The sequence below is a fragment of the Streptomyces sp. NPDC093591 genome (assembly GCF_044764885.1).
Lineage (GTDB): Bacteria > Actinomycetota > Actinomycetes > Streptomycetales > Streptomycetaceae > Streptomyces.
Genome location: NZ_JBIWIY010000021.1, coordinates 141862 through 164401, shown reverse-complemented (window position 1 = coordinate 164401; position 22540 = coordinate 141862). Strand labels below are relative to the sequence as shown.

At 71.4% G+C, this 22540-nt stretch carries 20 protein-coding genes; 13 read left to right on the top strand and 7 right to left on the bottom strand.

Translation table 11 applies throughout. The features are described from left to right. Positions 1–26: 26 nt before the first annotated feature. Positions 27–464, bottom strand: a complete 438-nt coding sequence (locus ACIREI_RS37700) for an ATP-binding protein (protein ID WP_403343012.1) — start codon at positions 462–464, stop codon at positions 27–29. A 167-nt stretch (positions 465–631) separates the two neighbouring features. After that, complete coding sequence (locus ACIREI_RS37695; protein ID WP_403343009.1) at positions 632–1093, bottom strand: hypothetical protein; 462 nt, start codon at positions 1091–1093, stop codon at positions 632–634. Positions 1094–1274: 181 nt separating this feature from the next. On the opposite strand from ACIREI_RS37695, the gene ACIREI_RS37690 reads away from it, so the two are divergent. Continuing rightward, the gene (locus ACIREI_RS37690) at positions 1275–1604 is read left to right on the top strand and encodes an antibiotic biosynthesis monooxygenase family protein (RefSeq protein ID WP_403343007.1); all 330 of its coding nucleotides are present in this window, start codon (positions 1275–1277) and stop codon (positions 1602–1604) included. Between the two features lie 198 nt (positions 1605–1802). Continuing rightward, entirely contained in the window at positions 1803–2351 is a 549-nt protein-coding gene (locus ACIREI_RS37685) for an NUDIX hydrolase (protein ID WP_403343005.1), read from the top strand. Here ACIREI_RS37685 and ACIREI_RS37680 read toward each other — a convergent pair. Beyond that, positions 2346–3161 (bottom strand): DUF817 domain-containing protein, encoded by an 816-nt coding sequence (locus ACIREI_RS37680; RefSeq protein WP_403343003.1) that lies wholly within the window; start codon positions 3159–3161, stop codon positions 2346–2348. The two genes, ACIREI_RS37685 and ACIREI_RS37680, sit on opposite strands and share 6 nt — an antisense overlap. Positions 3162–3269: 108 nt before the next feature. Here ACIREI_RS37680 and ACIREI_RS37675 point away from each other — a divergent pair, with 108 nt between their 5' ends. Next, entirely contained in the window at positions 3270–4196 is a 927-nt protein-coding gene (locus ACIREI_RS37675; protein ID WP_403343001.1) for a GNAT family N-acetyltransferase, read from the top strand. A gap of 12 nt (positions 4197–4208) precedes the next feature. Here ACIREI_RS37675 and ACIREI_RS37670 read toward each other — a convergent pair whose 3' ends face one another. Beyond that, positions 4209–4637 carry a hypothetical protein gene (locus ACIREI_RS37670; protein WP_403342999.1) on the bottom strand — a complete coding sequence of 143 codons (429 nt, stop codon included), beginning with the start codon at positions 4635–4637 and terminating at the stop codon, positions 4209–4211. 98 nt (positions 4638–4735) lie between these two features. Beyond that, positions 4736–4909, bottom strand: a complete 174-nt coding sequence (locus ACIREI_RS37665) for a hypothetical protein (protein ID WP_403342996.1) — start codon at positions 4907–4909, stop codon at positions 4736–4738. Between the two features lie 229 nt (positions 4910–5138). Between ACIREI_RS37665 and ACIREI_RS37660 the strand changes: the two genes are divergently transcribed. Further along, positions 5139–6953, top strand: coding sequence for an ABC transporter ATP-binding protein (locus ACIREI_RS37660; protein ID WP_403342994.1), 1815 nt, complete (start codon positions 5139–5141; stop codon positions 6951–6953). 51 nt (positions 6954–7004) lie between these two features. Here ACIREI_RS37660 and ACIREI_RS37655 read toward each other — a convergent pair whose 3' ends face one another. After that, the gene (locus ACIREI_RS37655) at positions 7005–8687 is read right to left on the bottom strand and encodes a tetratricopeptide repeat protein (RefSeq protein ID WP_403342991.1); all 1683 of its coding nucleotides are present in this window, start codon (positions 8685–8687) and stop codon (positions 7005–7007) included. Between the two features lie 263 nt (positions 8688–8950). Between ACIREI_RS37655 and ACIREI_RS37650 the strand changes: the two genes are divergently transcribed. From ACIREI_RS37650 to ACIREI_RS37620, 7 genes are all read left to right on the top strand, one after another. Then, complete coding sequence (locus tag ACIREI_RS37650; protein WP_403342989.1) at positions 8951–11473, top strand: SpoIIE family protein phosphatase; 2523 nt, start codon at positions 8951–8953, stop codon at positions 11471–11473. A gap of 164 nt (positions 11474–11637) precedes the next feature. After that, positions 11638–14415: a SpoIIE family protein phosphatase gene (locus tag ACIREI_RS37645; RefSeq protein WP_403342986.1), complete on the top strand. Its 2778-nt coding sequence runs from the start codon at positions 11638–11640 to the stop codon at positions 14413–14415. Positions 14416–14565: 150 nt separating this feature from the next. Then, complete coding sequence (locus ACIREI_RS37640) at positions 14566–15384, top strand: chitosanase (RefSeq protein WP_403342983.1); 819 nt, start codon at positions 14566–14568, stop codon at positions 15382–15384. 204 nt (positions 15385–15588) lie between these two features. Continuing rightward, positions 15589–16953 (top strand): FAD-dependent oxidoreductase, encoded by a 1365-nt coding sequence (locus ACIREI_RS37635; protein WP_403342980.1) that lies wholly within the window; start codon positions 15589–15591, stop codon positions 16951–16953. Positions 16954–17052: 99 nt separating this feature from the next. Next, the gene (locus ACIREI_RS37630) at positions 17053–18018 is read left to right on the top strand and encodes a DUF1152 domain-containing protein (protein ID WP_403342977.1); all 966 of its coding nucleotides are present in this window, start codon (positions 17053–17055) and stop codon (positions 18016–18018) included. 102 nt (positions 18019–18120) lie between these two features. Beyond that, entirely contained in the window at positions 18121–18618 is a 498-nt protein-coding gene (locus tag ACIREI_RS37625; protein WP_403342974.1) for a lamin tail domain-containing protein, read from the top strand. Positions 18619–18841: 223 nt separating this feature from the next. Further along, entirely contained in the window at positions 18842–20005 is a 1164-nt protein-coding gene (locus tag ACIREI_RS37620; protein ID WP_403342971.1) for a hypothetical protein, read from the top strand. Here the strand turns inward: ACIREI_RS37620 and ACIREI_RS37615 are convergent. Then, positions 20002–20655, bottom strand: coding sequence for a 1,4-alpha-glucan branching protein (locus ACIREI_RS37615; RefSeq protein ID WP_403342968.1), 654 nt, complete (start codon positions 20653–20655; stop codon positions 20002–20004). The two genes, ACIREI_RS37620 and ACIREI_RS37615, sit on opposite strands and share 4 nt — an antisense overlap. A gap of 167 nt (positions 20656–20822) precedes the next feature. Between ACIREI_RS37615 and ACIREI_RS37610 the strand changes: the two genes are divergently transcribed. Together ACIREI_RS37610 and ACIREI_RS37605 are read left to right on the top strand one after the other, a co-directional pair. Next, on the top strand, positions 20823–21983 hold the full coding sequence (locus ACIREI_RS37610; RefSeq protein ID WP_403342965.1) for a TRM11 family SAM-dependent methyltransferase: 1161 nt from the start codon (positions 20823–20825) through the stop codon (positions 21981–21983). Between the two features lie 209 nt (positions 21984–22192). Beyond that, the gene (locus tag ACIREI_RS37605) at positions 22193–22489 is read left to right on the top strand and encodes a YkvA family protein (protein WP_403342962.1); all 297 of its coding nucleotides are present in this window, start codon (positions 22193–22195) and stop codon (positions 22487–22489) included. Positions 22490–22540 lie beyond the last annotated feature (51 nt).

Genomic DNA, 22540 nt, shown 5'->3' with positions numbered 1-22540 from the left:
GCCACTCACCAGGGCGGGAACGCGTGTCACCAGGGCAGGAACGCGTGTACGTCCTTGCCGTCCGCGCGGACCACCACGCTGACCTGATCGCACAGTGTGTGGATCAGGTACCAGCCGATACCGCCGCCACCGCCCTTGCCGGGCTGGAAGGGACGCGGCGCCGGTGGCGTGGTGCTCGTGTCGCCGAGCGTCACGTGGACACCGTCGAACGCCCTGCGCAGCGTCAGCCGGAACGGCCCCGGGGCGTACTGGATGGCGTTGGCGGCGAGCTCGCTGACGACCAGCAGGATGTCGTCCGGGTACTCGGGCGCCGCCGGCGGTGAGGACCGCGCCAGCCTGGTCAGGAACTCCTCCGCGCACTGGCGGGCTCTCGTCACATCACCGAATCCCCCGTCAAACCCGACCTCCCAGTCCTCGATCTCTTCGGAGGACGGTTTGCCGCCCCCACGCGATTCGGTAGCCATCACACCTTCTTCGGCCCGTTCGCCCGTCGGCCGCGGTGACTCGTCGTGCTGCTTCCACCCCGCTGGTTCCCAGCCAGGGCGCGAGTACTCGTCCTGAATTGGTCGAAGCGGTGGGGCATCACGGACGAAAGCGACGGCAGAGCCTGCTGTGCCGACCGGATCGCGGGTCAGCCGGCGAACACCCTGCCTTCCCTGACCTCGTAGTGCGTGGGCTCCGAGCAGCCGATGGAAGGCGTGATCAGCAGGCTCACGGTGAGCGGAGCGGGGTCCGTGCTCGCGGTGGAGAACTCGCAGACGGCGCCACTGCCCGTCAGCGGGTACCAGAACCACCCGTCGACGTCTCCCACGGTGACCCGGTCGGACTCCTTCCACGCGCCACCGCTCTGTGTGTAGACCTGCAGCCGCACCGAGGCGGCGTACTCGTCCTGCGTCGACCGCAGGGCGGTCAGCGTGATCTTGTAGTCGCCGCCGAGGACGGACGAGGCGATCTGCCGCGTCTGCGGCGCCGCGGCGCCGGCGCCGGCCGCTCCCGCGTCCGCCGCCCCGATGACGGCCGCCGTCAGGACAGTGGCGACTGCGGTCAGAGCGCGACGAGCGCGGTTGCGGTGCTGATTACGGACCAGGCTCATGTGTTCCCCCGTTGGAACGAGATGTGCTGGAAGGTCGGATTGGTTCGTACGGTGGTTGAGACCAGTCAGCTGCCTGGAGGGTTGTACGGCGACACGCGCGGCGACGTGAACTTCGCGCCGGTCGGCGGTGAGACACGAGCCGCTGCGCGTCCGGCCGCGGCCGTGCGGCAGGATGAGCACCATGAGCGTAGTCAAGATCAACGTACTGACCGTTCCCGCCGAGCAGCGCGAGACGCTGGAGAAGCGCTTCGCCTCCCGTGCGCACGCCGTGGAGAGCTCCGACGGGTTCGAGTGGTTCGAACTCCTGCGACCGGTCGAGGGCACCGATACCTACCTCGTGTACACGCGCTGGCGTGACGAGGAGTCCTTCCAGGCCTGGATGGAGGGCCCCATGAAGTCGGCCCACCAGGGCGGCGGCACGGAGGGCGGCGAACGCCCCAAGCCGGCGGCCAGCGGCTCCACCTTGTGGTCCTTCGAGGTCGTACAGCAGGCGGGGCCGAAGAGCGAGTAGCGGCGCAAGGGGGGGCCGTTCGCGAAGCGGTCACGCAGACCGCACCGTGAACGGTCCCCCCGATTCCGCGGTCGGCGGACCGGTGAAGGCCGGCCGGATCGGTGCCGCGGCTGGAGGCCGACCCGGTGCCAGAATGCGGGGATGTCGTCCTCTCCCAGCCTCCCCGTTTCCCCTGACGGATGTCTTCGGGCCCAGCTGATGACCCTGGTCGAGGACATCGACCCTTGGGACGACCTGGAGCGGGCCCACTTGCGTACGGCCGGTGAGTGGCTCTGCAGCGGTGCGCCGGTGTACAGGGTCCGTAAGCCTGACATTCCGGAGACGCACCTCGTGAGCTACTTCGTCGTCCTGGACGACAAGCGCGGGGAACTGCTGCTCGTGGCGCACCGGAAAGCCGGTCTGTGGCTGCCCCCGGGTGGGCACGTGGAGCCGGGCGAGGAACCGTGGGCCGCGGTCGCGCGGGAGTGCCGGGAGGAGCTGGGTATCCCGGCCGTCGCTGCGCAGTTCACGGGCGAACGCCCCCTGTTCCTCACCGTCACCCGGACTCGGGGGCAGGGGGAACACACGGATGTCTCGCTCTGGTACGTGATCAGCGCGGACGCGGAAAGCGTCGTCGCCTGGGACGGCGCGGAGTTCTCGGCGATCCGATGGCTGACTCCCGATCAGGTGCTCGCCGAGGCGCTCGACTCGATGGATCCCCATATGCACCGCTTCACGCGCAAGCTGGTGCGGGCCCGGGCTTCATGACCTCGGCGGCGTGCCGGTGCTCCCGGGCCTGGAGTGCGCTCGGGCGACCATGGCCGCCAGGACGAAGGTGACGCTGATCAGCAGGGACCAGGCGCCGAACTTCTCCACCCCGACGGGCTGCCAGCCATCCAGTTGGTAGGGGTAGCGCCAGGCGCCCAGGTAGGTGGCGAGGTTCTCGGCGACCCAGAGGAAGAAGCCGATCAGGACGAACGACAGCGCGAGCGGCATCCGTCGGCGTACCCCGCGCACCGTGTAGCGCACGGAGGTGCCCGCCGTGACGGCCAGAAGCAGGGCGGCCAGGAGCCAGCGCGCGTCGGGGAGCCAGTGGTGGCTGAAGAAGTTGACGTAGATGGCCGCGGCGACGACGGCCGTCGAGCGCGGGCGGTAGCGGACCAGCTCCAGGTCGAACAGGCGCCAGGCGCGGCAGACGTAGCTGCCGACAGCGGCGTAGAGGAAACCGCCGTACAGCGGCACGCCCGCGAACTTCAGTACGGCCGGTTCCGGATAGCTCCACGAGCCGAGGGACACCTTCACCACCTCGAAGGCCAGGCCGATGACGTGGCAGACGGCGATGACGGCGACGTCCCGGCCGTGCTCCCAGCCGCGCAGCCAGAACAGCAGCGTCAGCAGCACCCCGTAGACGACGAGCAGGTCGTAGCGGGCCACGGGGAGGCCGGGCAGCAGGGTCGATGCCGCCACGCCGGACATCAGGGCGATGGCGAAGGCGCAGGACCGTGTCTGTATCCATGCGAAGTCGAGCAGCTGGCGCAACGACGCGGCCAGCGGGCCTGTGATGCTTGTGGTGACCATGATCCGAAAGACGATCCTGTGGCTTCGTCGGTTGCCGCGCGGCAGGGAAGAGGGTGCGCCGCCGAAAATGCGTTGCGGCCGCGCTCCCCTCCCCCGGACCCTGAGCCCATGTCCTACCTTCTGCGGCCCGCCGGCCTCACCGACGCGACCGCCATCACCGAACTGCTCAACGAGGTCGACCGGATCGAGATAGGCCGGCCCGAGACCGATCTCCATGCCGTCGAGGCCGATCTGAAGCGCCCCGACATCCATCTGGAGCGCGACTCCTGGCTGGCCTTCCACGATGACCGGCTGGTGGCGTACGGCCTGCTGTGGGACGACTCGGGGAGCGAGCGCGTCGACATCGACCACTACGTGCTGCCCGACCACCAGCGCGCGGGGGAACTGATCCTGGACCCGATGCAGGCCCGGGCCCTGGCCAAGGCACGCGAGAACGGTGCGGACAGGGCGGTGGTCCATCTGCACCTCAACACGGAGCCCACGCTCGACACGAGGCTGATCGAGGAGCGGGGCTGGTACGTCGTCCGGCGCTATCACGTGCTGCAGCGGTCGCTGGACGCGGCCGCGGACCTCGTGCCGGAGGTGCCGTCCGGCGTACGGCTGCGGTCGTGCGCCGACGAGGCGGACCGTGCGCGGGTCCATGCGCTGTATCAGTCGAGCTTCGCCGAGCACTTCGACTTCCAGCCGCGTACCTACGATCAGTGGCTGGGAGACGTCGACGCCGATGTGCTCGACTGGTCCCTGGTGTGGATCGTCGGTACCGAGGAGCTGGGGGACGCCGGGTTCCTGCTCGCCCGCGACGACCGGGAGGCGATGGGCTGGATCCGGAGCATCGGTGTGGTGCGAGAAGCGCGTGGTCTGGGTCTGGGTGGCCTGATGCTGCGGAACGCGTTCGCCGCGTTCGCCGGGCGCGGGCGCGAGACGGTGGGGCTCGGCGTGGACACCGCCAACGCGACGGGGGCTCCCGCTCTGTACGCCCGCCATGGGATGGCCGTCCATTACGCCGTGGACACCTGGGAGGCGGTCCTGAAGTGACCGTCTGCGCGGTCACCCCCGCGAACGCCGCCGGCGGGCCCGCCCCTCACGGCGCAGGGCCGCACCCGTGACCAGCGCGCCCAGCCCCTCCCACAGGCCCACGCCGAGGAACGCGGACGGGGCGCGCCCGCTGATCACGGCGAGCGTGAAGACCGTGCAGGTCAGCAGGCGGAAGGGGACGGTCCAGCGGAAGAAGGGCTTGCAGTCGGCGAGTGCGGCCAGCACGTAGTACACGCCCATGTTGAGCGCCGCCATGGAGGACGCGGTCAGAAAGGCCGGCGTGTGGTCCCCTTCCGCGCGCCGGGAGCCCGGTGCGGGGGCGAAGCCCAGGACGGTGAGCAGGGCGTCCGGGGCGATGAGGCCGAGCACGCCCATGAGGGCGGCGAGGACGCCGAACACGGCCATGGTCCAGCCGGACGGGGAGCGGGGCAGGAGTCGCACGAAGTCCTCCGCGGATCAGGGGAGTTGAACCTGAGGCCCCCCTGCATACCGCGCCGGCCCCGGCGCGCAGAACACCGAGACCGGCCGGGACCGTGCGGTCAGCGGGCCCTGACGCCCTGCCGGGCGCTGTTCCTGCGGGCGTTGTTGTACAGGCGCAGCAGATGCTTCGCGACCGCGCACGGCGCGGCGTCGGCATGGCACTGCCGGCAGGTCTGCATGTGGTGTTCGTAGTCGGTACGGGTCTGCTGCAGGGCATCGCCTTGAGACGGCATCGAGGTCCTCGGAATCGACGTCGGTGGGGGGTGGAGGTGGCGGGGCGGTGCCGAACGGACCGTGCCGCGCACCCGACAGAGAAGTTGATCATGTTACTTGTGGTACGGGGAAGTCGCGGCCCCTGAGCCGCACTCATCACCGCCCAGCCGGAAAACGCTTGGACTATGCGGTCGCCGTCGCGGGACACTGCGTACTCACACCATGACTCCACGTAATCACAGGGGTGGGATGGGTACGCCTGAATCGCGCAGGGTCCTGCCGGGCAAACGCTCGGTGCTTCTCGCACTTCGTTACTACGGACGGGAGTTGGCCCGTCTACGGTGGCTGACGGCCCCGGCGATGCTGCTGTCGGCGCTCGGCAACATCGGGATCAACTACATCGCGCCGCTGATCGTCGCCAAGCTCGTCGGCGACATCGCGGGCGACACGGAGGTCACCCTCGGCTCGACGCTGCCGTACGTCCTCGGCTTCGTCGGTGTGCTGCTGTTCGCCGAGACGTTGTGGCGCATCGCTCTGCACTGTCTGAACCGTCTGGACGCCCTGGGCATCGAGCATTTGTACGTGATCGGGATGGACGAGCTGTTCGCCAAGGACGCCGCGTTCTTCCACGACAACTTCGCCGGGTCGCTGACCAAGCGGGTGCTGAGCTTCGCCTCCCGTTTCGAGCAGTTCGTCGACACGCTGACGTTCCAGATCGTGGGCAGTTTCGTGCCGCTGGCGTTCGGGGCGGTGGTGCTGTGGCGCTACGAACCGCTGCTCGTCGTAGGGCTGTTGGCGATGATCGCGGTGACGGCGCTGTGTGTGGTGCCCCTCATCCGGCGCCGTCAGGCGCTGGTCGACGAGCGTGAGGAGGCGATCGCCCGGGTCTCGGGCCATGTCGCCGACAGCCTGATGAACATGGACACGGTGCGGGCGTTCGCCGCCGAGGGGCGCGAGGCCGCCGAGCACCGCTCGCGGGTGGCGGTGTCGCGGGCGCTCACCCTGCGGTCGTGGGACTACGGCAATCTGCGCATCGACACGCTGGTCGCACCGATGTCGGTGCTGACCAACGCGCTGGGCCTGCTGCTCGCGGTCACGCTCGGTGGGGGCGCGCACGGGGTGGAGGCGGTGGTGGTCACCTTCACCTACTACAGCAACGCAACGCGCATCATGTTCGAGTTCAATCAGATCTACCGGCGGCTGGAGAGCTCGATGACGGAGGCCGCGCAGTTCACCGAACTGCTGCTGACACCGCCGACCGTGCTCGATCCGCCGTCGCCCGAGCCGGTGCTGTCCGGGGCCGCCGACGTCCGCTTCGAGAAGGTGACCTTCGCGCACTCCGGCGGTCGGTCACTGTTCGAGGGCCTCGACCTGACCGTGCCCGCCGGGGCGAAGGTCGGCCTCGTGGGCCGCTCCGGCGGCGGCAAGACCACGCTCACCCGGCTGCTGTTGCGGATGACGGACATCGACGGCGGCCGGATCCTGATCGGCGGTCAGGACATCAGCCGGATGCGTCAGGCCGACCTGCGCGGTCTGATCGCCTATGTGCCCCAGGACCCGGCGATGTTCCACCGCACACTGCGGGAGAACATCGCGTTCGCCCGGCCGGACGCCACGGACGCCGAGATCCGCCGCGCGGCAGAGGCGGCGCACGTCACGGAGTTCGTCGACGCGCTGCCGAACGGCTTCGACACCATGGTGGGCGAGCGTGGCATCAAGCTGTCCGGCGGTCAGCGCCAGCGGGTCGCCCTCGCCCGGGCGATCCTGCGCGACGCGCCGATCCTGCTGCTCGACGAGGCGACCAGCGCCCTGGACTCCGAGAGCGAGATCCTCGTCCAGGAGGCGCTGTGGCGGCTGATGGACGGGCGGACGGCGCTCGTGGTGGCGCACCGGCTGAGCACGGTCGCCACCATGGACCGACTCGTCGTCCTCGACCGCGGGCGGATCGTCGAGCAGGGCAGCCACCATGAACTGCTCGCGGCGCAGGGCGCCTACGCCAAGCTCTGGGAGCACCAGTCGGGCGGCTTCCTCGACGACGACCCCGCGCGGGCCGAGTTGTCCTGAGTCGGGGACGGGTCCGGGCGGCGGCGGGCGGCCGCCGCCCGCAGGGGGCCTTCAGTCAGCGCAGCAGCCGTCCTCGACGGCGTCTCGGCCGGTGGTGTCGAGCCGGCAGAAGCAGGACGCCTCGATCGGTACGTCCGCCATCGCGGCCGCCAGACGCAGCTGCTGGGCCACCATCTGTGCCTGCGCGGTCCTGCCCAGGCGCATCAGGCACTCGTACAGGCCGTGCAGGGACCAGACGTTGCCGGGATGCTGCAAGGCGCGAGGGAGCGTGCCGTCGAGGCCGAGGTCGGCCCGGTAGACCGCCTCGGCCTCCTCGACACGCCCCTGTTCGAGGAGGAGGGCGCCGTAGGCGTGCCGGGTGGGCTGCATCCAGCCCCACGGTTCGTCGTAGGGGAGGTTGTCGTCCAGTTCGATGGAGTGTTCCAGGGCGGCGAAGGCGGCGTCGAAGTCGCCCTTGCGGTACTCCAGTTCGCCGTCGAGCATCGCCGAGGCGATCGCGAGGATGTCGGCGCAGGTGTTGTTGAAGAGCATGCGGGTCTCGGGGACGCGGGCGACGGCCTCGTGGAAGAGCCGGCGTTCCGTCTCGGCCTCGGGGACGCGGTGGGTCGAGGAGTACGCGACACCGCGGGCGTAGTGCAGCATCGCGGTCGTCACGCAGTACAGCTCGGGGTCGGTGGGCAGGGGCAGTTCCAGGATGTCGTCCCAGCGGCCGAAGCGGATCAGGGCGTGCACCCGCATGGCGAGGAAGCCCTCCAGCCAGTCGGCCATGGGCGGGCTCGGCACGCGCAGCAGATCCGCCGGGATGGATGCTTCGAGCTGCTCGACGGTCTGGAGGGCGACCTCGCTCTGGCCGAGGAACATCGCGCCGTAGATCTTGAAGTGGTAGTTGTGCGTCCGGTACAGGGTGTAGAAGTTCATGGCTCCGGCCCGGGAGCGGTACTTCTCGTCGGCCTCGATCGCCGCTGTGTTGTCCGAGACGACTCGCCGGTAGTCGCCGCACAGCACCTCCAGGTGCGAGGGCATGTGCAGCAGATGCCCGGCGTCGGGCATGAGGCCGCGCAGCCGGTCCGCGACGCGAAGGGCCGCCTCGGGGGTCGGGGACATCTCCATGAGGTGGATGTACATGTGCACCACGCCCGGGTGGTCGCGTCCCGCGTCGGTGGCGAGGGCATGGTCGAGGACGGCCTTGGCATCGAGCGTGCGGGCGCCCTCGGCCGGTTCGCCGGTCCGCAGGTCCCACAGCTCCCAGGGGGTGAGGTTCATCAGGGCGTCGGCGTACAGGGTGGCGACGTCCGGGTCGTCGGGGGCGAGTGCGTGGACCGCGCGCATGCTGTCGGCGTAGGGGGCGTTCCAGACGGAGCAGTCCGCGACGGCCTCCGCCTGCGGGTAGCGGGCGCGCAGTGCGGCGATCAGGGCCTGTTCGACGGGGGTGGCGGTGCCCGCTTTGGCGTGGGCCAGTTCCACGGCGGCGTGGGTGCGGTCGACGGTGCGGGCCAGGTCCTGGTCGTCGAAGAACTCCCAGGGTTTGTTGTAGTTCGGGCCGAGCGCGTAGGCGATGCCCCAGTGGGCCATGGCGCAGTCGGGGTCGGCCGCGGCAGCGGCCTCGAAACAGGCGACGGCCTCCTCGTGGTGGAAGGCGTACGTCCACAGCAGGCCCCGGTCGAACCAGAGCTGGGCCTGGGCGCGGGAGGTGGTCACGGGGCGGGTGTAGGTGCCGAGGTCGTAGTACTCCATCGTCTGTCTCCTGCCTGTGCTGCGCCCGCCAGGTCGTTCCCGGGGCGGGTCCCGCTCCGACAACGGGGAGGGCTGGTGCCCGGTTGCGGGCGGGTTCGGGCATTTCCGGGGGTGCCTGCCCGCACCGCGGCGAGGCCCCCGGCGGGGGCCCGGTCGGGGAGGCCGCACAGGCCACCTTGCGCCGCCCAGGTGCGGGCAGGGTGCACCGTGGCGCATTCTTGCTGTGTCGCGCGCGTGATGGGCGTACGGACGAGGTAAGGCCGATGACTGGGAGCGCCGAGGGCGCAGAGCGGACGCCCGGCAGGCTGGCGGCGCTGCTGATCGATGCCTCGGCGGAGGCGATCAGCGCGGCCGGCGGCCACGCGGGTGGGGTCTACCTGCGCTCCGGCACGCCCGGACTGCTTCGTCTGGCGGTGCTGGAGGGGCTGCCGGGGCCGCTGTTCCGGCCGTGGTGGCGGCTGCATGCGGACCGGCCGTTTCCCGTCGCGGACGCCTATCGGCTCGGCCTTGAGGTGGTGCTGCCGAACGCCACGGAGACGATGCGCCGCTATCCGCAGTTCGCGGCCGGTCTGCCGTTCCAGTTCGGGTCCCTGCACATCCCCGTGGCGGGCGGGTCGGCCGTGTACGGGGTGCTGACCGTGCTGCGGCCCTCGGCGGCGGACGCCACGGAGCTGCTGCCCGTGCGCGAACGCATGGCCCAGGTGGCCGAGGAGCTGGGGTCGGCGCTGCGGGCGCTGGAGGGCGAGGAGGCGGCGGCGGTGTCCTGGGACGGCGGGCCGCTGTGTGTCCGGCCGCCGTCCGGCCGCCCGCCCACGGGGCACGTCGGACGGTTCGCCTGGGATCCGGCGACGGGCCTGGTGACGATGGACGAGCGGCTGAACGTCGTACTGGAGTCGGGCGCGGGGAAGGCCGACGGCACCGGGGAGGCGTTCGCGGACGCCGTCGCGCCCGGTGACGCGGAGCGGATTCTGGCGGCGCTGCGGGAGGCCGCGAGTGGCCGGCCGCCGGCTCTGCCGCTGTATGTGCGTGCGCCGGACGGTGCGCTGCGGCTGGTCGAGGTCTGGGGGCCGCACGACGAGGCGGCTCCGTTCGGTGCGGCGACAGTGCGGGGCCTCGTGCTCGACCCGGGGCCGGGCGCGGTGGCGGACGCGGCGGCCGATCTGCTGCCGGACGGGGTGTTCTGCCTGGACCGGGTGGGCGTGGTCGTCTACGCGAATCCGCATGCGGCGCGGTTGCTGCGCCGCCCGCGCACCGAGTTGCTGGGCCGCACTCTGTGGGAGGGCGTGCCGTGGCTGAACCAGCCCGCCGTCGAGGATCATCTGCGCGGAGCCCTGCTGTCTCCGGAGCCGGTGCACTTTCATGTCCGCAGACCGTCCGCCCTTGCCCAAGAGCCCGCCGCCTCCGCTGAGGGCGACTTGCTCGCGATGTCCGTCTACCCCGGCCGGGACCTGCTGACGTGCACGCTGCGGCCGGGGCACCCCATGGCGGACGTCCCGGCCGGTCTCCCGGAAGCGCACGGCCCGCCGGAGCCGGCCGGTGCGCCTTCGCTCTCCCCCCTGTACCGCCCGATCGTCCTCGCCATCGCGCTGACGGAAGCGGTCACCGCCCGTCAGGTGTCGGCCGTGGTGATGCGGGAGTTGCTGCCCGCCTTCGGCGGCCGTCGGCTGGCCATCTACCTGCTGCAGGAGCGGCATCTGTACCTGGCCTGGGAGACGGGCTTCCCCAAGGGGTTCCTCGCCCCGTTCGAGGGTGTGGGGCTGGACGAGCGGCTGCCCGGCGTCGAGACGCTGACCAGTGGCCGCCCGCTGTTCTTCGATTCGATGCAGCAGCTCGCCGACGCCTATCCGGGCATCGCGCTGGACGCGACGGAGGGAGCCCGCGCCTTCCTTCCGCTGATCGCCTCCGGGCGTGCGGTCGGCTCGTGCATCCTCGGCTTCGACCGGCCGCGCAGCTTCAGCACCGAGGAGCGCACGGTGCTCACCGCCATGGCCGGGCTGATCGCGCACGCCATGGAGAAGGCACAGCGCTACGAGAGCGAGGCCGCGCTGGCCCGTGGACTGCAGCAGGCGCTGCTCCCCCGGCGGCTGTCGCAGCACCCGCTGGTGGAGACCACCGGGCGGTATCTGCCGGGCACCCAGGGCATGGAGGTGGGCGGCGACTGGTACGACGTCGTCGCCGCCGGGGACGGTCTGGCCCTGGTGATCGGCGATGTGCAGGGGCACGGTGTGCAGGCGGCGGCCACCATGGGCCAGCTGCGCAGCGCCGTGCGGGCCTTCGCCCTCGGCGACCGGCCCCCGGACGAGGTGATGAGCGGCACCAACCGGCTGCTGATCGACCTCGACGCCGGTCTGTTCGCGAGCTGCTGCTACATCCGGCTGGATCCCGCGACCGGCGTCGCCCAGGCGGCCGTCGCCGGGCACCTGCCGCCGCTGCTGCGCCGCCCCGACGGCCGTACGCAGGTCGTCGACCTGCCCGGCGGCGTCGTGCTCGGCGTGGACCCGCAGGCCCAGTATCCGGTGGCGGAGCTGCGGATGGAGCCGGGTGCCGTCCTGGCCCTGTACACGGACGGGCTGGTCGAACGGCCCGGTGTCGACATCGACGACGGCATCAGCGCGCTGCGGGTGGCGCTGGCCAAGGCCGGTGCCCCCGGTACCCGCCGGGGCGGCCGTCTGCTGGCGGGCGTGGCCGACCGGCTCACCGTGACGGCACGGCACACGGCGGACCGCCCCGACGACATCGCGCTGCTGCTCGCCACGCGGCGGGCCACGCCACCGCGCCGCACATGAGGGCGCGCGCGGACGGCACCGGTCCCGTAACCCTGTTGCGGGGGCGGGAGTTGCCCCGGTTCGCCCCGTCACTTCTGTGATCGTGGTGTGAGAGGGACAGCAGGTCCTGTCACGGTCCGTGACGTCTCTCGCCTCCTGCGGCCGGGCAGTGTAGACATGGGCACATGGTCCGACTAACGGGTCGATCCGGGGCCCGGTCGGCCCGTCGTCCGAGCGGTCTGCGCACCCGACGTGCGCCCGACCGCGATTTTGCGGCGCCCGAACGGGGGGTGCCACGCGATCCGCTCGCCGAGGGGCGGCGAAAGGGCCCGCTCGCCGGCGTGCGGTCGGCGCTGGGCGGGCGCAGCCTCGCCGGTCAGGTGTTCCTGCTGCAAGTGGTGATCGTGCTGCTGCTGGTCGTCGCCGCTGTGGTGGCGCTGGTGCTGCAGACGCGGTACGACACCACGCAGGAGGCACGCAACCGCTCCGTGGCGGTGGCCGAGGCGTTCGCGAACGCGCCCGGCACGCGGGAGGCGCTGGACAGCCCGGATCCGACCGCCGTCCTGCAGCCCCGGGCCGAGGCGGCGCGCGAGGCGACCGACGTGGACTTCATCGTCGTCATGAACACCGACGGCGTCCGCTACACCCACCCCAGGCCGGACCGTATCGGCAAGACGTTCGTCGGCACCCTGGAGCCGGCGCTGGCCGGGAAGGTCGTGGTCGAGCAGATCACGGGGACCATCGGTCCGCTCGTGCAGGCGGTGGTGCCCATCAAGGCTCCCGACGGGAAGGTCGTGGGCCTGGTGTCGGCCGGGATCACGACGAAGACCGTGGGCGGTACCGCGGACCGGCAGCTGCCGCTCGTCCTGACCGCCGCGGCGGTGGCGCTCGCCCTGTCCACGGCGGGCACGGCCCTGGTCAGCAAGCGGCTGCTGCGGCAGACGCACGGCCTCGGGCCGGACGAGATGACCCGGATGTACGAGCACCACGACGCGGTCCTGCACGCCGTCCGGGAGGGCGTGATCATCGTCGGCGACGAGGGGCGCCTGCTGCTCGCCAACGACGAGGCGCACCGCCTGCTCGACCTGCCCGAGCACGCCGAGGGACGCCGGGTGCTCGACCTCGGCCTCGCCGCCGACACCGCCGAACTGCTGGACTCGGGCCGGATGGCCACGGACGAGGTGCACCTGGTCAAGGACCGGCTCCTCGCCGTCAACCAGCGCCCCACCCACCTCAGGGGCCGGCCCTCCGGCAGTGTCGCCACGCTCCGCGACTCCACGGAGCTGCGGGCCCTGTCCGGCCGCGCCGAGGAGGCCCGCGAGCGCCTGAACATGCTGTACGACGCCGGTGTGGGCATCGGCACCAGCCTGGATGTCACCCGTACCGCCGAGGAGCTGGCGGAGCTCGCGGTGCCCCGGTTCGCGGACTACGCCACCGTCGACCTGTTCGACGCGGTGCTGGGCGGCGGGCAGCCGGAGGGGATGACCCGGCTGCGGCGCACGGCGTCCAGCGGGATACGCAAGGACGCGCCGCTGTACCCCGTGGGCGAGCGGATCCACCTCGTGGACTCCTCACCGCAGGCCCGCGCGCTCAGCGACGGCCAGGCCGTCGTCGAGCCGCGGCTTCACAAGGCGCCGGGCTGGCGCGCCCAGGACCTGGAGCGGTCGGCGCAGGTCGTGGACTTCGGCATCCACTCACTGATCGCCGTCCCGCTCAGGGCGGGGTCGCTGGTGCTGGGCGTGGTCAGTTTCTGGCGGTCTCAGAAGGGTGAGCCGTTCGACGCCGACGAGGTCGCGCTCGCCGAGGAGCTGGTCGCGCGGGCGGCGGTGTCCATCGACAACGCCCGCCGGTACACGCGCGAGCACAGCATGGCCGTGACCCTCCAGCGCAGCCTGCTGCCCCGCCGCCTGCCCGAGCAGAACGCGCTGGACATCGCCTACCGGTATCTGCCGGCGCAGGCCGGGGTGGGCGGCGACTGGTTCGATGTACTGCCGCTGTCCGGTGCCCGGGTGGCGCTGGTGGTGGGGGACGTCGTCGGCCACGGGCTGCACGCGGCGGCCACGATGGGCCGGCTGCGTACGGCCGTGCACAACTTCTCCGCCCTGGACCTGCCGCCCGACGAGCTGCTCGCGCTCCTCGACGAGCTGGTCGCCCGGATCGACCAGGACGAGACGGAGGAGGGCGACAGCGCTCCGGTGGCCGGCGCGACCTGTCTGTACGCGATCTACGACCCGGTCTCCCGGCGGTGCACGATCGCCCGCGCCGGCCATCCGCCGCCGGCCCTGATCGGACCGGACGGCACCGTCGAGTTCCCCGACGTGCCGGCCGGTCCCCCGCTGGGCCTGGGCGGGCTGCCGTTCGAGACGGCCGAGCTGGAGCTGGCGCAGGACAGCCGGCTGGTGCTCTACACGGACGGGCTCGTGGAGGACCGGGGGCGGGACATCGACGAAGGTCTGGAGCTGCTGCGGGCCGCGCTGGCCGGGGCCGGCCGGTCGCCGGAGGAGACCTGCCGGGCCGTACTGGACGGCCGGCTGCCCGAGCGGCCGAGCGACGACATCGCGCTGATCGTGGCGCGGACGCGGGCGGTCGGCGCCGACCTGGTCGCCGAGTGGCAGGTCCCGTCCGATCCGGCGGCCGTCGCCCAGGTGCGCTCCGATGTGACGGGGACGCTGGAGCGGTGGGGGCTGGAGGAGCTGTCGTTCACCACGGAGCTGATCCTGAGCGAGCTGGTCACCAACGCGATCCGGTACGGCGGTGACCCCATCCGCGTGCGCATGCTGCGCGATCGCACGCTGATCTGCGAGGTCTTCGACGCCAGCAGCACCTCGCCGCATCTGCGCTACGCGGCCATGACGGACGAGGGCGGGCGCGGCCTGTTCCTCGTGGCGCAGCTCGCCGAGCGCTGGGGGACGCGGTATCTGCCCACCGGCAAGGTGATCTGGGCGGAGCAGCCGCTGCCGTAGTCGCCGCGCCTGTTCGGGCGCGCCTTCTTGTGTATTGGTACGAACCTTTGACGCGACGGCTGCCGCTCGCGACCCGCATCTGGTAGGAAACTTTCCTGTCAGTGGCAGTTACGGCCAACTCCCCACCCCCCACCATCACTTGGAGCCGCCGTGAAGCACCCCCCGCAAGCGTCGCGCCGCACACTCCTCGCCCTGATCGGCGCGTCCTTGGCATCGACCCCGCTCCTCACCTCCCCCCGCGCCGCCGCGGTCCACGCCGCGGTGGGACTCGACGACCCGGCGAAGAAGGAGATCGCCATGCGGCTGGTGTCGAGCGCGGAGAACTCCTCGCTCGACTGGAAGGCGCAGTACAAGTACATCGAGGACATCGGCGACGGCCGCGGCTACACGGCCGGCATCATCGGCTTCTGCTCGGGCACGGGCGACATGCTCGACCTCGTCGAGCTGTACGCCGACCGCCGCCCCGGCAACGCCCTCGCCCCGTACCTGCCGGCGCTGCGCCGGGTGAACGGCACCGACTCGCACGACGGGCTCGACCCGCACTTCCCCCGCGACTGGCGCCGGGCCGCGCAGGACCAGGAGTTCCGGCGGGCGCAGGACAACGAACGCGACCGGGTGTACTTCGGTCCGGCCGTGCGGCAGGGCAAGGCGGACGGGCTGCGCGTGCTGGGCCAGTTCGCGTACTACGACGCCATCGTCATGCACGGCGACGGCACCGACCCGACCAGCTTCCGCAACATCCGCAGGCGCGCCCTGAACCGGGCCCGGCCGCCGGCCCAGGGCGGCGACGAAGTCACCTACCTGGACGCCTTCCTGGACGCCCGGGTGTGGGCCATGAAGCAGGAGGAGGCCCACAGCGACACCAGCCGGGTCGACACGGCCCAGCGGGTCTTCCTGCGCAAGGGCAACCTCGACCTCGATCCGCCGCTCGACTGGAAGGTGTACGGGGACAGTTACCACATCGGCTGAGCACCACCCGGCGCCCCGGCACACGGGGCGCCGGACCTCGCCGTACCCGCCCCTCGCCCGGCATGAGAGAGTGACCGGCACGGCCCGGATGCCTCATAAAGTAGATTTATGAGCTCATAGAGCGGACCCGCGTACCGACTTAGGCTTGCCTTAGTTTAGGCTTCCCGACGAGATCGCTTGTCACCGCTCGAAGGGATCCTGATCATGCCCCGCCCCCTGCGGGTAGCCATCGTCGGAGCCGGCCCCGCCGGGATCTACGCCGCCGACGCCCTGCTCAAGTCCGACGTGGCCGCCGAACCCGGCGTGTCCATCGACCTCTTCGAGCGCATGCCGGCGCCGTTCGGCCTGATCCGTTACGGCGTGGCGCCCGACCACCCCCGCATCAAGGGCATCATCACGGCCCTCCACCAGGTGCTCGACAAGCCGCAGATCCGCCTCTTCGGCAACGTCGACTACCCGACCGACCTCAACCTGGACGACCTGCGCGCGTTCTACGACGCCGTGATCTTCTCGACCGGCGCGACGGCCGACCGGGCGCTGCCGATCCCGGGCATCGACCTCGACGGGTCGTACGGCGCCGCGGACTTCGTCTCCTGGTACGACGGCCACCCGGACGTGCCGCGCACCTGGCCGCTTCAGGCCGAGAAGGTCGCGGTGCTCGGCGTCGGCAACGTCGCGCTGGACGTGGCGCGCATCCTCGCCAAGACCGCGGACGAGCTGCTGCCCACGGAGATCCCACCGAACGTCTACGAGGGCCTGAAGGCCAACAAGGCGCTGGAAGTCCACGTCTTCGGCCGTCGTGGCCCGGCGCAGGCGAAGTTCTCCCCGATGGAGCTGCGGGAGCTGGACCACTCCCCCAACATCGAGGTCATCGTCGACCCCGAGGACATCGACTACGACGAGGGCTCGATCGAGACCCGGCGCGGCAACAAGCAGGCCGACATGGTCGCCAAGACCCTGGAGAACTGGGCGATCCGGGACGTCGGCAACCGCCCGCACAAGCTGTTCCTGCACTTCTTCGAGTCGCCCTCGGAGATCCTCGGCGAGGACGGCAAGGTCGTCGGCCTGCGCACCGAGCGCACCGCCCTCGACGGCACCGGCAACGTCAAGGGCACCGGCGAGTTCAAGGACTGGGACGTCACCGCGGTCTACCGCGCCGTCGGCTACCTCTCCGACAAACTCCCCAAGCTGCCCTGGGACATCGACTCGGGCACCGTCCCGGACGAGGGCGGCCGGGTCATACAGGAATCCGGCGAGCACCTGCAGTCGACGTACGTCACCGGCTGGATCCGACGCGGGCCCGTGGGCCTGATCGGCCACACCAAGGGTGACGCCAACGAGACGGTGTCGAACCTGCTGGACGACTTCGCGAACGGCCGTCTGCAGACGCCCGCTTCGCCCGAGCCCGAGGCCGTGGAGACGTTCCTCGCCGAGCGCGAGATCCGCTTCACCACCTGGGAGGGCTGGTACAAGCTCGACGCCGCCGAGAAGGCGCTGGGCGAGCCGCAGGGCCGTGAGCGCGTGAAGATCGTCGAGCGCGAGGACATGCTCCGGGAGAGCGGCGCGTAAGTCGCCCATGCAGACGCCAGAGAGGGCCGGGGTTCGCTCCCCGGCCCTCTCTCGGCTTTCACCCTCTCCGCGGTGATCGCCGCCTGTTAGCGTCCCCCGGTGTTCTCACTTCTCGAACCCCCCTTCTTCACCCGGCTGCGCGATGCGCGGCGGGTGCTCGTCGCCGGCGCCGGCGGCGGTTTCGACGTGTACGCCGGTGTGCCACTGGCCCTCGCACTGCGGGCGGCCGGCAAGGAGGTCCGGCTGGCCAACCTGTCCTTCTCGGATCTGTACGGGCTGGACCTCGATGTGTGGGTGGACCACGACGTCGCGGCGATACGGCCGGACACCGCGGTCCGCGGCGACTACTTTCCCGAGCGGACGCTCGCCACCTGGCTCGCCCGGCACGACCTGCCCGACACGGTGTACGCGTTTCCCCTGACGGGCGTCCAGCCGCTCAGGGCCGCCTACCGCGCGCTCGCCGAGCATCTGGGCGGCGTCGACGCCATCGTCCTGGTGGACGGCGGGACCGACATCCTGATGCGCGGCGACGAGAACGGGCTGGGCACGCCGGAGGAGGACATGGCCAGCCTGGCCGCCGTGGCCGGGCTCGACGAGGTTCCCGTGCGGCTGGTGGCGTGCCTCGGATTCGGGGTGGACTCCTACCACGGGGTCAACCACTCCCTGGTGCTGGAGAACCTCGCCGCGCTGGACCGCGAGGGCGGCTACCTCGGCACGTTCTCGCTGCCGCGCGACAGCCGTGAGGGGCGCCTCTACCTCGACGCCGTGGAGCACGCCCAGCGGTGCACGCCGGACCACCCGAGCATCGTCCAGGGCTCCGTCGCGGCCGCGGTGCGCGGTGACTTCGGCGACGTACGGTTCACCGAACGGACCAGGGACAGCGAGCTGTTCGTCAATCCGCTCATGGCCCTGTACTTCTGTGTGGACGCGCCCGCCCTGGCCCGGCGCAACCTCTATCTCGACCGGCTGGAGGACACCGCGCTCATGCGCCAGATCAGCTCGGTCATCGCGGAGTTCCGTGACGAGCTCCCGCGTCAGCGGTCACCGCGGGCCTACCCGCACTGACGCGCTCCTGTCTCACATTTCGGTGAAGTCACCACGGCACTCGCGTGCACTGCATACACTCCTGATCTTCACAGAAGCTCCATGCAGGGGGGATGTTTCTCCATGGGTATACGCCTTGTCGCCACAACCGCCGTCGCGACCGGCGCGCTCGCCGCGCTGTCCGCCGTACCGGCACAGGCCACCGAGTACTCGTCCGCGCTGAAGATCAAGGGCATCCAGTACGACGCCCCCGGCCGCGACTCCAACAGCTGCTCCACCGGCAACACCGATGAGGAGTACCTGACGATCAAGAACTACTCGTCGAGCACGACGGTGAACCTCAAGGGCTATGTCGTGCGGGACGCCACCAGCACCAACAAGTTCGTGTTCAGCGCGAACCACTATCTGCAGCCCGGTGACTACGTGAAGCTCCGGGGCGGCAACGGCACCGACTCCGACAGCAACAACGTCGTGTACCGCGACAACTGCAACTTCCTGTGGAACAACGACAAGGACACCATCAGGCTGTACAAGCCCTCGGGCGCCGGCGCCGACTCGCACTCGTACACCAAGAGCGGCAGCGACCCGGACGGGAACGGCTACATCACCTACCACGGCTGACCGTTCGCGGGACGCGCGTGAGCAGGACCCGCCCCAATGCGGATGGTGGGCGGGTCCTGCTCACCGAGTCATTGTCATGACCGGACGTGGCGCGGGCCACGAGTGAGCGACGGCCGGACTGTGCGCCTCCTGCACACCCCGTGTGCGGACCCCCGACCGACCGGCATCCATCTGCGGCGACGATACTGGTACGAGTACCTGCCCCCGCCCACAGATGGACCCCATGCCCAGCTCCTCCAGCGCCCGCCCCACGACCCCGCCCTCGGTGTGGTCGGCCCGTGGCCGTCACGCCGGCCCCGCCGCGGAAGACGCACTCCGGCTCAGTCTGCGGCAGCTCAAGGACAGCCGGGTCATAGACGACCATCTGGAGGTGCCCGAGGCCGAGGGCGCCCAGGAGCGGATCTTCGAGGCGCGATGGCGGGTCGCCGAGACGGTGACCGTCCGGGCCCGGCTGACCCTCGAACACGGCTCCGCCGAGGGGCAGGTGTGGACGCTGGTCGCGGAGGCGGAGGCCCCGTGGGACCCGCGATGGCCGTCGCCTGCCGCCATGTTCTGGCCGCAGGAGCCGGACGCGGCCTGGGACCACGATGCGGTCACGGGCCTGCGCTGGACGGACATCAACCCCCTCCCCTCGGACGACAAGGCCGTACGCCGCGTGCTGCGGGACTGCGCGCGCGACGGCTGGAGCATCCATGTCGTCGTCCACGAGGCCATGACCACGGACGAGCGCGGCCGCGTGCCCCTGGCCGGGATGGTGCCGCCGAGCCTGCGGCACCGGGTGGTCGAGCATCGTGCCGCGCCCCATCAACTGCGCGTCGTGAACTGGGCCTTGCGCGACTTCGGGGTGCAGGTGCCGCGCGGTGGTGCCGTGGTGCTGCCCGGGACCGCGGCCTCGTCCGGCTACGACGCCGACGACTTCGCCGTACGCAGTGTCTTCCTCGACGGCTCGGAACCGGCCGAGCTCATCCATGCCGTGACACGGTTCGCCGCGCTGCCGCGCCCGTTGCCGGAGGGCGGCGAGGAGGCCCTCACCGCCCTGCGTGAGGACTGGCGGCTGCTGACGCTGGAGGAGGAGCTCGCCCGCGAGCGCAAGCTCGTGGCGATGTACGCCGAGGCGCTCGATGCGATGACGAAGTCCCGCGACCTGTACCGGGAGGCCGCCGAGCAGGCGCACGCCGCGCTGGAGGCCTACCGGGAGTCCGCCGGGGCCGTGCCCGAGACACGGTCCGAGCCGGACGCCGCCCCGGCGGCCTCGCCCCTCCAGCAGCTGACGCGGACCTTCGAGCGCCTCAAGGTCCCCGCGTGGGCGCGCAGGCCCGGGTCCGGCGCGGACGGTGAGCAGGAGGGCAGGGCCGTCGAGGAGCGGGCGCAGACTTCGGACCGCTAGGGGGTGCGCAGGGCGGCGAACAGCCCGTGGACGCGGGTGCCGTCCGGGAGCTGCCAGGCGCCGCCGACATGTCCGGTGGCGCCTTCCGGAAGGAGCGATGCGGCGTTCGGCGCGGGGCGCAGAACCCGGTGCAGACGGAGGGTCGAGCCGTCCGGTGCGGTCATCCTGGTGCCGTCCGCGTCGTCGGTGGCAGCAGCCGCGATCCGCGTCGGGGCGAGGCCCGCGCCGGCGTAGGAGCGGGTGACCTCCTCGTCGACGGTGTCGGTGATGCTCTGGGCCTGAGCCTGGGCCCGCCCCTCGATCAGGGCCCACAACTGGGCGACCAGTACCGGGTCGTGGCAGCCGTCGTAGGCCCAGCGCTTCCCCAGCACGCCGTGCTCCATGGTCCCGACGAGGGCATGCTCCGCCCCGTCCAGAGGGGCGCCCCGGTAGGTCAGCGGCGCCAGGTAGCTGACCGGCTCGGCGCCGGCGGTGTCGGTGGCCACCATGAACTCGATCCCGACCTCGCCCTCGGGATCGTCGAGCCGGAAACCGCCGGCCTTGGCCAGCTTCGGTTCACCGGCGCCGCCGTACCACGGACGGGAGGGGAGCCAGGAGGTGAGCAGTACCAGCTTGGTCGGCTTGAGCGTGGTGTGGTGAATCAAGGCCATGTCCGCAGGCTCTCACGGAAGTTGACGCGCTGGTACTCTGTTCGATCATGACGTACTTCTTCCCCCTCCGCTAGCCGCTCCGTCGGCACTGCGCGGCTCGACCCGGCGCCGGCGATGCGGGACGGTCCTCCACCGTCCCGGGCTGCGACGTGGGAGAAAACGGCATCATGCGCATGGTGGCGCGGTGCGTACGCGGGCTGGAGCCCGCCCTCGGCACGGAAATTCTGCGGACGGGTTCCGCGACCCTCGACTGGATCGGCCACCGCGAGGTGGGCTTCCGGACCAGTACCGGCACCACCCCTTCCGGTGACGGCGACGACCCGGTGCGGCTGCGGACCGCCGACGACGTCTTCCTGCTCGCCCGCCGCCAGGACGACGTCGGTCCGCACAAGAGCGACCTGGTCGCCCTGGCCGAGCTGGCCGGTGCGGTCGATCTGGAGGGGCTGGCGCGGGAACGCCGGGCCCTCGGTGGGCCGGCCGGGTTCGGCGGGATCGAGATCTCGGCGTCCTTCCTGGGGCGCAGGACGTACAACCGGTACGACATCGAGGACGCCGTCGGCCGGGTCCTGGCCGAGCGGGCGGGCGTGCCGTACCACGCGCGGCGGCACGGCGAGCCCGCACCGCCCGGCCACAGCGGATGGCGGCTGACGCTGGACGGCGACCACGCCACCCTGCTGCTGCGCCTCGGACGGCGCCCGGCCCACCGGCGCGCCTACAAGGACGCGACCGTCGCGGGCACCCTGCACCCGCCCGTCGCCGCCGCCATGGCCCAGGCGGCCGAACTGCGCCCGGGCCAGCGGGTGCTGGATCCGTGCTGTGGCGCGGGAACGCTGCTCATCGAGGCCCATCACACGGTGCCGGGCACCACCCTGCTCGGGTTCGATCTCGACCCGGCCGCGCGGCGGGCGGCACGGCACAACGCCGGGCCGCTCCCGGTCGCCGTCGAGCACGGCGACGCCGGCGCCCTGCCCGTCGCCGATCGCAGTATCGACCGCGTCCTGTGCAACCCGCCCTGGGGCGAACAGGTCGACGCGGGTGGGCGCCTCGCCGGGCACCCGGAGCGATGGTGGCGCGAACTCGCCCGCGTCCTCACCGACGAGGGGCGGGCGATCGTGCTGCTGTCCGAGGCGCGGGGACTGGGCCACGCCCTGCCGCTCGGTCTGGCGCCCGTCCACGTACAGCAACTGAGCCTGTTCGGCAGCCGTCCGCTGCTGGTCCGCCTCGAACGGCAACGCGACCGCGGACGCGCTCGGACCCGGCGGCCGGCGCAGGCCAAGGGCCGCACGCGCCCCCGCGCGGTGCGTACGCCGCCTGCGCAGGAGTCGTAGGCGGCTCGTACTGCGTCCGGCGGGTTGCCTTCAGTGCGCGCGGCGGGCGGTCCCGGCTCCTGCCCAGGCAGGTGCCGGGGCCGGTCGCGCGTCTTTCGTCCTGACGGGTGACGGGGACCGCCAGGTGACCGCCGTCATGCAATGCGCACGCCGCGAGGGGGAATCCGACGAGCAGTGTGTCGCGCGCACCGCCGGCAGGAGGAGGGTCCGTGGAGTCGACCACCACAGTGATCGTCGTCGCCGTGGCCCTCGCGGCCGTAGTGCTCGCCGTGGCCATCGGCGTGCTGGTGCGGCTGGTGCGAACCCGGCGCGTCATGAGGCGTGCCGGGCTGCCGACCGGGCCGCGATGGGTGTTCTGGGGTGCCGTCGCGTACTTCGTGCTGCCCGCCGATCTGGTGCCGGATCCGGTGTATCTGGACGACATCGGCGTGCTCTTGCTGGCACTGCGTACCCTGCGCCGCTCTCCCGAGGCGGGGCCGCCGGACGCCGTTGGTCACAGAAAGTAAGGAAACCAATCACTCGTTCGATTCGTTTAAGTAAGTGGAAACCAAAGGGCG